Below are 7305 nucleotides of genomic sequence, written 5' to 3'. Positions count from 1 at the left end.
CTCTAGACCCAAAGGTTTTTAATCTGCTTTCAAATGATAGAAGTACAGAAAATCACTTTAACCCTGAAGAAAAGTTAAGCATAACTTGGATGACAACGGTTAAATATTCGGATGACACTACGTTAGGTGTTAATCAAAGAGAGCTTTACCAAGCAAAGGTCTATCTGAGTGATAATGATATTATTGAGATTGATAATGATCTGGAGTTGTTCACTATCCAGTGTTCTTTCCCAATGGCATTGGGAGCAGATTATGGGTGTAGTGAATTCGCTTCATTTGAAAGTGTATATGCAAAGGATAATTTGAACCAATTTTCTACAACAAGTATTCCTTTAAATAAGCCTGAAGGTATCCAAAATCATGTTGTCGATGCAACGGATTTTCTGGATATTATTCCAAAAGATGCCAATGTTATAATAGAGACCTGCTTGATATCTGAGCCTGACAATTGTGCAGAGGCATCTGTTGCAATTGAGTTATACTAGCCAAACATCCCTGATGCATAATAGAAAAAAAATGAAGGCAGTTTTTTTGAAAAGACCTATAGAGATTCCTTTCTGTGAAGACATAGATGGTTTAACCGATGCTGTAGAACTCATGCTGGACCTAGTTCAAACCAACATTGATAAAGGGTTCATCCTGGATATAGACGCTGTTTTCGAATATGCGCAAGATGGTTTTACTCTGGTTACCTTTAACCTTTTAGTTAAGAATCTCAATAAAACGCTTTCCGATCAGGCAAGGGCAGTCACTCAAACTTTCACTGTGCATTAATTTAACCTGGTCAGCTGTCTGGAACCCGTGTCTTCTGCGTCGAAATTAGATCATTATAGAGAGCTCGCGGGACCAATTATTCATGCAGTTATCCTCGAAACGGGGAAAAATGATGTGAAGCTGATACGGAAAAAACTAAACCAGGCTTACCCATTTGAAGCTAGGTGTGGACAGGCTTATCGAGCCTGGTTATCAGAAGTACATTCCCAACTTGGCTTTACCTTACGAAGAAAAAACAGTTCAGAAAAACAATTAGACCTGTTCGATCAACCTTAATTATTCTTCTTCGACGGCCTCTAGAACGGATTCAACAGAAGCTGTAGCTAAGCCATCAACATTGACTGAGAAGTTGGGTTTCCCTAGTGAAAGCGCTGCCCCTATAAAAGTATTCCCAATCGCGGTCAATTTCTCTTCATGATCCTCAACACCTAACTGATCACACAAATCAGCGACACCATTAGCAAACTCTTGCAGTTTATCTTCTGCCAGACCTGTCATAGATATTCCTTTAGTACGATTCTGAATCAATGGCAACAGCGATACAGAATATGGAGGAAGTGAAGGAAAGTAATGACGGTATTCTTGCCATGATGAATGTCATTACGGATATCGCTGAGCAGACCAATCTTCTTGCACTTAATGCTGCAATTGAAGCGGCCCGTGCAGGGGATCAAGGTAGAGGATTTGCTGTCGTGGCTGATGAGGTTAGGACACTGTCCAAAAAAAGCAACGAATCAGCTCAGAAGATTAGAACTTTGTTAGACAAAGCGAGTTCTGATGTCAAAGCGGGTGCTGAAGCAGTCAATATGTCGGGCTCCGCGCTAGATAAAGTCGTCATTTCGGTAAAACAGGCGGCGGGGAATATTTCTACCGTCTCAGATTCAATGAGCAAGCAACGTACGCAGATTGAAGAGATTGTTCTGGAGAGTAAGAATGTTGAAGATATTAGTCGAACAAACGCCGACGCGGGGCAAACTTTGATGGATGCAAGTCAGGGGCTTTCAGAATTAGCGCACGAGTTATCAATCATGGCAAAAGATATGAACACCCTAGTAAGAAGCGCGTAGTGATCGCAGCTAATATTGAACACAGTTGAGCACGGTGACTAGTACAATCGGTATCCAACCAAGCTTGTCATCCGCTGAAAACATATTGACATTAAGAACGCCATCGACAGACCGGGTTCAACATTGATGAACCCGTCTATCTCGCTTTACTTAACCTGATACGAACTGAGGGGCGAAGCCTATGCTCCAGATGACGACTGTACCGACTCTTGTTGCTACAAGGTAAACGAGAGCGACAGTCAAGATAGCGCCGCTAAACAACAATGCGCGTTCTTTGCTAATACCCATGACAATCGGTAAACCGTCGTAGATCAAGAATCCTGCATATACTGCCGCTATAAGATATACAGCCATGTTGAAAATAGGTTCAGGGTTTAAAAGGGCGATACCAGCCAAAAAAAGTGGCGTACAAGAATAGGCTGCCAAGGCGATACCGTTTGCTGCATATTCATCATGTTTGCCTCCATAGGTTTTAGACATCCAATCGATTGCCCAGCCAAGCCCAAATACACCAATAAGCATTGCGATGTAGGTGATTATGTTGAGTTGCAAAGCGCTCTGGGTCGTCAGTTTAGTGATTTGCCCATCGCCAACTTGCCAACCAAACTGTGTCGTCGATATATAGGCGCATATTGGGCTAATCATTGCTAGAACGGCAATGTATGCAACATAAATTCTTCCCGGATTACTATGTTCTTTGCGGATCGATTCCCATTCTTCATCAGGGTGAGTGAACATTCCAAAAGCATGATTCAGTAACATTGTATTTCCCCATATTTTCCAAAAGAATATTTGCTTGATAGTAGACTTGAAATTTGCCTTTCTCATCGATCCTTTACGCTAGGAATCAATTAATGGATCACTCGGTTTTTTGCTCGTCTTTGTTCGGTATCTCTATTACTCGTGTATGATTGGCCAGTCGGCAGCATCGCGAGAGTCTAAATTTGGATCCGTTTCAGCTCCCCAGCGTTTTTGATACAAACCGTCAGGGTCATAGAGTCTCGACTGCTTTTCAAGATCGAAGTGGCGCCCTCCTCTTGGGTCAACCCCCACGCCTGCAATGTATTGCCAATTGCCCCAATTTACTGCCAAGTCAAAGTCAATGAGACAGTACTCAAACCAAGCTGCTCCATAGCGCCAGTCCACGCTCAATTCATTAACCAAACAACTGGCTGCGATTTGTCGGCCTCTGTTTGATAGATACCCCGTGTTTTTTAGTTCCTTCATGCAGGCATTGACAATCTTGAAAGGCGTTTCGCCTTCACACCATTTACTGAAGCGTTCAGGGTAGAAACTAGTAAGCGGGGGTGACTTTTTGGATCCTTGGAAACTAAATAGTTGGTCTCCTTTTAGAAAGTGCCACCATTGGAAATATTCTCTCCACAATAGCTCGACATATAGCCAACGAGATGAATCGTTAGACCCGTTTTCCTGTTCGTATTCAAGCAATTTCTTGATGACCTGGCGTGGAGATAGACAGCCGCTACTTAACCAGGGTGATATTTTGCTGCTGTTGGTCCAGCCGGATAATTCATTCCTTACTGTCTTGTAGCGACGGGGCGCATCACTGGAGAAATACTCGAACAGATGGCCAAACGCTTCGCGTTCACCACCGGTAAAGCGGAGCGAAGTCGTATTCACAGGAAGCCAATCAGGAATCTTCTCTGCTTCCAACATATCTATCTTAGGCATGATTGGCAGGAATTTGGGGGCAGGAAGGGGGTCAGGGACACCTTGATTTTCAATTGATTTCCTGAAGCGTGAGTATGTTTGGGGTAACTGAGAGACCTTAAACGGTAGTTCTAACTCATTGAAGATCGTGTATTGTTCATATTCTATTACCGCAGCCTCGGAGCATTTCCTGCGAATCGCTTTAAGGATGTGCCGCTCATAAGAACCGGAAGACTGAGTCAATACGAGGTCACTAAAGCCGTAATTATTGATAAGGTTGGATATCAGCTCAGTTGTATCACCATATAAAACAATCAGCTCTTGGTCATATCGTGCGAGGTTTTGTTTTAAATCCTGAATGCATTCCAAGGTGAACTGCCAGCGATGTTTGCTGATGGAAGGTTGCTGCCATAGCTTCTGCTGAAACCATCTAGGGTCTACGACATAGATGCACAGTAGGCGATCGGCGCTTTTTATGGCGTGCAGCGCCTGGTTGTCATGAATTCGCAGGTCTCGAGTAAACCAGTATAGAACTCTTCGTTGTTTAATGAGCATATGGATTCCGTAGTGCGCTGAGGGTGTTTCAGGCACTTACGAAGCAGGTTTCATTTTGGATCAGTGCATGGGGTGATCCATTGACGCGTTGATGCGTATAAGCTTTTAAATGCTCGGTGTGGTCTTGGGGCACATTCTAATTTTAGGAGTTGGGAACTTGGAACAGCATATTGAACCAAAGGTAGTCATGCTGGCAGCTGAATGCATTCGGCAAAAAGGAAGCATGGAGGGAGGCAAGCTTATTTATCAGCAAATTAGCCTCGAACTGAGTTATGACGGTTACACGATTATGCTCAGTGACCACAAAGTTAAGCTAACTCTCTTTTTTCACAACAAGATGAAAATTGAGTGCGCTCAAAACAGGGATCTGGAGAGTTTTTACGAAAAGTTGAAAAATATTGCACGCACTGTTTTCTAGCAATGGCCAACGAGAGAGAAATCATGAGTTTGAAAACCAAGCGTCTAAGGCTTGTTTTGGGGGATCAATTAAATAGCCGTCACTCTTGGTTCAAGGAATCTGATCCTGACACCTTGTACATTTTGGCTGAACTGACGCAGGAAACTAACTACGTAAAGCATCATGTTCAAAAAGTTTGTGCTTTCTTTGCCGCGATGGAGGATTTTGCGGAGAATCTAAGACAGGCAGGACATAGGGTAAAGTACTTCAATTTGGACGAAAGCTCGGGATATAAAGATTTGCCAGCATTGCTTTCATCTGTCATTGAACGCTGCGCTTGTCAGGTATTTGAATATCAGCAACCTGATGAATATCGACTGCATGTTCAACTACGTGAATTTACTCGAGACTTGGAGATCACCTCCCGACTCTATGAAACCGAGCATTTTTTTCTTGAGCACAACGAACTACCTCTATGGTTCGAAGGTGGCAGACATCATCGAATGGAAGGTTTCTATCGTAAAATGCGTAAACGCTTCAGTGTCTTGATGGAAGGAGGCAGCCCTTTAGGTGGAAAGTGGAATCACGATGAGGACAATCGTCATGCGCTCAAAAAGAAAGACTTAGCTGATATTCCCCAGCCACTGGTGTTTGAAAATGACGTAAGTGTCATTCTAAAACGGTTGAACGATCATGAGATTGTCAGTTTCGGTAATGCGAACATTAAGCTAGTTTGGCCGATTAACCATCGACAAGCGATGGCTCAACTTCAATACTTTTGCCAAGTATGCCTCCCGAAATTCGGCTACTTTCAAGACGCGATGACCTGCAATTCTCCTCACTCCTGGAGCCTATATCACTCACGGCTGAGTTTTGCTTTGAATGCCAATATTATTAGCCCTGATGAGGTGATCGATGTCGCCATTGAAACATACTATCAACAGCAATCTAGTATTTCGATTTCGCAGATCGAAGGCTTTGTTCGTCAGATTCTTGGCTGGCGAGAATATGTTAGAGGAATGTACTGGGCCAATATGCCGGATTATACGGAACAGAATCGATTGAATGCGAGTAGACCTTTGCCAAGTTGGTTTTGGACTGGTGAAACCAAGATGGCGTGTATGAAGGAGAGTATCAAACAGTCTTTAGAGTATGCTTATGCCCACCATATTCAGCGCTTAATGATAACAGGTAACTTCTCTTTGCTGGCTGGTCTTCATCCCGATGAGGTAGATGATTGGTATTTAGGGATTTATATCGATGCCTTACAGTGGGTTGAGCTACCCAATACTCGAGGGATGGCCTTGTTTGCTGATGGGGGGTGGATCGCCACAAAACCCTATGCTGCGAGCGGCAACTATATCAACAAGATGAGTGACTACTGTAAGAGTTGTCATTATAAGGTTAAAGAGAAGGTAACGCCCGACGCCTGTCCATTCAATGCTCTTTACTGGGATTTTTTTGGAAGGCATGAAGAACGCTTGGCCGACAATCAAAGGTTATCTTTTATCGCCAAGCAGTGGGCTAAAAAATCTGATCAAGAAAAGCAGCTCATTCACGAGAGAGCGCTGACATTGCTAGACAATATTGAAACGATCTAAATAGAGCTAGATCTATAAACTGGTATCAACAATAAAACAGTTCGAACGCTGCCAGTGCCTAATGAACGGTTTTACTCAGACTTGGAGTTAATCTGCCACATGAACAAAAATAAGCGTTGTATCGCAATATCCTTGACCTTTGCCGGAGCACTCCCTTTTTACTTGATCCCAAGTATGTATCTGTTCCTTTCTGATATGCACGAGACTAATTTGAACTTGGCTTTGCGTATATATGCCGCTGTGATCATCTCTTTCCTGGCGGGCATTCATTGGGGATTGTTTCTGCTTCGTGATGCATCCATCAATCTCTTCTTGCACAGTAATTTTGTCACTCTTCTAGCTTGGTTAGCAGCGTCTTGTGAGTCGATTTATAGTTCGCTCGTGTTCGCCTTCTGTTTTATCTATTTGCTGGTGATTGATCGAAAGCTATTTGAGGAAGAGGTGTTGGAGTCTTGGTTCATGAGGTTGAGATTGGTGATAACGCTTGTCGTTCTCGTTTCCTTGGTTTTTTCTGCAATGGTGTTTGACTGGTGAAACGAGTCAAGCAGAATGTGTTCTGCGCAACTAAATCAGGACACTTTTCTTAAAGAGTTTTCGTACTCGATTGGCGACATATCTTCGTTAGAAGTATGGAGCCGCTCTAAGTTGTAATAACGCATGTAGTCAGCCACATCATTTCTCATATGCTCTCTCGTTGGCTGGGGCACTTTCAAAACCCAGTCATGCTTTAAGCTTCCAAAGAACCGCTCCACAACAGAGTTATCCCAGCAAGCACCTACATCCCCCATGCTAGCTCTGATGCCATAATTACTCAGCAGTGTGCGATAACGCTTGCTGGTATACTGCGAACCTCTGTCACTATGAAACACCAAGCCTTTAGGAGGCTGGCGCAGATTATATGCCCTGATCATAGCTCGACTAACCAAGTCAGTAGTCATACGCTTATCAATCTGCCAGCCAACGATTCGGCGTGAAAATAAATCCATGACGATCGCGAGATACATCCAGCCTTCGCCTGTTTTCAGATAAGTCACATCGCCAGCCAAGATTTGATTTGGCCCAACCGGATTAAAGTTCTGGTTCAGCAAGTTATCTGCAACAGCATCACTGTGTTTACGCTTAGTTGTTGCCTTGTATGCAATGCGTTGCGTAACGACCAATCCAAGCTTAGCCATTAATTTTTGAGCGCTGTATTCAGTAATATCAAAGCCCTCTCTGCACAATCGTTTCCGCAGTTCTC

General features: G+C 43.5%; 10 protein-coding genes. 6 read left to right on the top strand and 4 right to left on the bottom strand.

Annotation, left to right across the window (positions count from 1 at the left end):
• A partial coding sequence (locus A3756_RS27620) for a hypothetical protein (RefSeq protein WP_082865157.1) occupies positions 1 to 485 on the top strand: 485 nt, incomplete at its 5' end.
• 46 nt (positions 486 to 531) lie between these two features.
• On the top strand, positions 532 to 774 hold the full coding sequence (locus A3756_RS08535; protein ID WP_156490373.1) for a hypothetical protein: 243 nt from the start codon (positions 532 to 534) through the stop codon (positions 772 to 774).
• Between the two features lie 276 nt (positions 775 to 1050).
• Here A3756_RS08535 and A3756_RS08525 read toward each other — a convergent pair whose 3' ends face one another.
• Entirely contained in the window at positions 1051 to 1272 is a 222-nt protein-coding gene (locus A3756_RS08525) for a hypothetical protein (RefSeq protein ID WP_068510776.1), read from the bottom strand.
• Between the two features lie 29 nt (positions 1273 to 1301).
• On the opposite strand from A3756_RS08525, the gene A3756_RS08520 reads away from it, so the two are divergent.
• Positions 1302 to 1841, top strand: coding sequence for a methyl-accepting chemotaxis protein (locus A3756_RS08520; protein WP_082865156.1), 540 nt, complete (start codon positions 1302 to 1304; stop codon positions 1839 to 1841).
• Between the two features lie 150 nt (positions 1842 to 1991).
• Here A3756_RS08520 and A3756_RS08515 read toward each other — a convergent pair whose 3' ends face one another.
• Positions 1992 to 2603: a Yip1 family protein gene (locus tag A3756_RS08515; protein ID WP_068508355.1), complete on the bottom strand. Its 612-nt coding sequence runs from the start codon at positions 2601 to 2603 to the stop codon at positions 1992 to 1994.
• A 135-nt stretch (positions 2604 to 2738) separates the two neighbouring features.
• Positions 2739 to 4067: a DASH family cryptochrome gene (locus tag A3756_RS08510; protein ID WP_068508348.1), complete on the bottom strand. Its 1329-nt coding sequence runs from the start codon at positions 4065 to 4067 to the stop codon at positions 2739 to 2741.
• Between the two features lie 157 nt (positions 4068 to 4224).
• Here A3756_RS08510 and A3756_RS08505 point away from each other — a divergent pair, with 157 nt between their 5' ends.
• The 3 genes from A3756_RS08505 to A3756_RS08495 all read left to right on the top strand — a co-directional run bounded on the left by A3756_RS08505 (position 4225) and on the right by A3756_RS08495 (position 6599).
• On the top strand, positions 4225 to 4485 hold the full coding sequence (locus A3756_RS08505) for a DUF3081 family protein (RefSeq protein ID WP_197469968.1): 261 nt from the start codon (positions 4225 to 4227) through the stop codon (positions 4483 to 4485).
• A gap of 23 nt (positions 4486 to 4508) precedes the next feature.
• Complete coding sequence (locus tag A3756_RS08500) at positions 4509 to 6065, top strand: cryptochrome/photolyase family protein (protein ID WP_068508356.1); 1557 nt, start codon at positions 4509 to 4511, stop codon at positions 6063 to 6065.
• A gap of 99 nt (positions 6066 to 6164) precedes the next feature.
• On the top strand, positions 6165 to 6599 hold the full coding sequence (locus A3756_RS08495) for a DUF3429 domain-containing protein (protein ID WP_068508353.1): 435 nt from the start codon (positions 6165 to 6167) through the stop codon (positions 6597 to 6599).
• A 35-nt stretch (positions 6600 to 6634) separates the two neighbouring features.
• Here A3756_RS08495 and A3756_RS08490 read toward each other — a convergent pair.
• Positions 6635 to 7305: IS3 family transposase (locus A3756_RS08490; protein WP_068553330.1), on the bottom strand; the 671-nt coding region annotated here is incomplete at its 5' end.

The sequence above is a fragment of the Oleiphilus sp. HI0086 genome, from assembly GCF_001635225.1.
Note: the sequence above shows the minus strand (reverse complement) of the source record. Positions and strands in the feature narration are given on the sequence as shown.

What these genes read in the sequence shown, in the direction of transcription:
- A3756_RS08510 (WP_068508348.1), bottom strand. Translation starts at nt 4,067, where the DNA reads ATGCTCATTAAACAACGAAGAGTTCTATACTGGTTTACTCGAGACCTG.
- A3756_RS08520 (WP_082865156.1), top strand. Translation starts at nt 1,302, where the DNA reads ATGGCAACAGCGATACAGAATATGGAGGAAGTGAAGGAAAGTAATGAC.
- A3756_RS08500 (WP_068508356.1), top strand. Translation starts at nt 4,509, where the DNA reads ATGAGTTTGAAAACCAAGCGTCTAAGGCTTGTTTTGGGGGATCAATTA.
- A3756_RS08515 (WP_068508355.1), bottom strand. Translation starts at nt 2,603, where the DNA reads ATGTTACTGAATCATGCTTTTGGAATGTTCACTCACCCTGATGAAGAA.
- A3756_RS08525 (WP_068510776.1), bottom strand. Translation starts at nt 1,272, where the DNA reads ATGACAGGTCTGGCAGAAGATAAACTGCAAGAGTTTGCTAATGGTGTC.
- A3756_RS08495 (WP_068508353.1), top strand. Translation starts at nt 6,165, where the DNA reads ATGAACAAAAATAAGCGTTGTATCGCAATATCCTTGACCTTTGCCGGA.